The 1,765-nt window shown below is 36.9% G+C and carries 1 protein-coding gene; it reads right to left on the bottom strand.

Annotation, left to right across the window (positions count from 1 at the left end):
• The coding region (locus JGH11_RS19890; RefSeq protein WP_201114700.1) for a glycoside hydrolase family 43 protein at positions 1–1,750 on the bottom strand (1,750 nt) is incomplete at its 3' end.
• Positions 1,751–1,765: the final 15 nt, after the last annotated feature.

Below are 1,765 nucleotides of genomic sequence, written 5' to 3'. Positions count from 1 at the left end.
TGATATCATTTGCAGAAGTTGCATATAATCCTATTAAAGCACCGGTAAAGCCTCCTGCCACATTCGTGGATAGAATGTCTCCCGACACCGTCCCTCCCAAATTATTAAAATTAGTATTATCTAACGAATAATTGAATCTATATTCATCACCCTGAGCTGATACTTGCAGGCTGATAGGCTTGCTTATATCTATTTTTTCACTTGCTAGAATCGTAGATTGGCCTTTTTTCGTCCTTTCCAAAACCAGATAATAGTCACTACCTTTTTTCATCAAGCCATATACATAATTAAATGATTCACTTTGATAGCATGTGATACCGGCTAAGTCGTTTTCTGACTTAGGCAGGTAATCCATAGTAACTGTGGCTGTGAAGTTTTTATGTTGTTGTCTGTAAAACAAAGTCGATATAGGTTTCACTTCTTTGATATTGATTGAAAAAGGATTTATTTGCAACCCTTTCTTTGTTACTTTAACAAAGTCTTCTTTCCAACTTCTTACACCAATCCATCTATCATCTAATTTGTCAGATGAAAAGTTATCGGTGAAAGTGAAATTGCCATTCGGGAAAAAGCCATTACTTCCTGTTTGATTACGTACTCCTTTCGGCATCTTTAATTTAGGTTCCATTGGTATAAGTCCATTTTCAAAAACCGGGAATGTACCACTCCAATCGGCAGGCAATATAAATGTCTCACGTCCTGTATTTACCCGATCCTTTTCATTGGGACGAATAGCTAAAAATACTCCGTAATATTTACCATCAGGGCCTTCAACTAAATCGGCATGACCTGCCCAGTCCACTTTATTTTCTCTATTAGGTGAGAAATATCTCTGAGTCAGAATAGGATTGCTTGGCGCAGGTCTATATGGACCTTTTGGCGAATCACTTATAAAAACAACTTCACTATGCCAGCCACCTGTTCCGCCTTCTGCACACATCAAGTAATAACTACCATTCTTCTTATAAATGTGAGGAGCTTCAATCCATATCGGTTTTTTAGTAATATCTACTCCTCCGTTGACTATTATTTGATCGGTGCCTTCGATTATTTGATCTTTTTCCAGATCATATTCCCAAACTTTAATTACACGATGCCCATTATATAATTCTTCGCCTCTGTTTGGTGCATCGTTATGCACTACATAAGCTTTGCCATTGTCGTCAAAAAATATAGATGGATCTATGCCGTCAAATTTAAGTTTGATAGGGTCACTCCATCCTTTATGAGGATCTTTTGTCTTTACCACTATATTACCGAAGCCTCCGGCAAATTGGGTAGTAATCATGTAAAAGGTGTCGTTATACTTATTATATCTGATTACCGGAGCATAGATACCCATACTTATACCCGCTGTTTCGACCTTCAGTTGGGAAGGTTTGTCAAGGACATGACCTATCTGATTCCAATTAACCAAATCCTTTGAATGGAAAATGGGTACTCCCGGAACCATCGAAAAAGATGAGCAAACTAAATAATAATCATCTCCTTTACGTGTAATACTTGGGTCAGGATAACAACCTTGAAGGATCGGATTGTAAAATTCATCCGGTTTTAAGGGGTTTTCATTGTAAATCTTATCATCTCCACTATATACAAAATTTGTAAATACCGGCACAGCTCCCGATGGTGCTTGCTTTTTTTTATCCACTGCACATACCTCCGGTAAAGAAGATAACATAAAAATGATAATTAACGACGTTACTTGATACGTCTTTAATAAAATAGATCCTAAATTCATCTCGTTCATTGTATATTTATTTTA

This window comes from Dysgonomonas sp. Marseille-P4677 (assembly GCF_016652235.1).
In the GTDB taxonomy this organism is placed as follows: domain Bacteria; phylum Bacteroidota; class Bacteroidia; order Bacteroidales; family Dysgonomonadaceae; genus Dysgonomonas.
The sequence above is the reverse complement of the archived record's forward strand: the minus strand, read 5'-3'. Positions and strand labels throughout refer to the sequence as shown.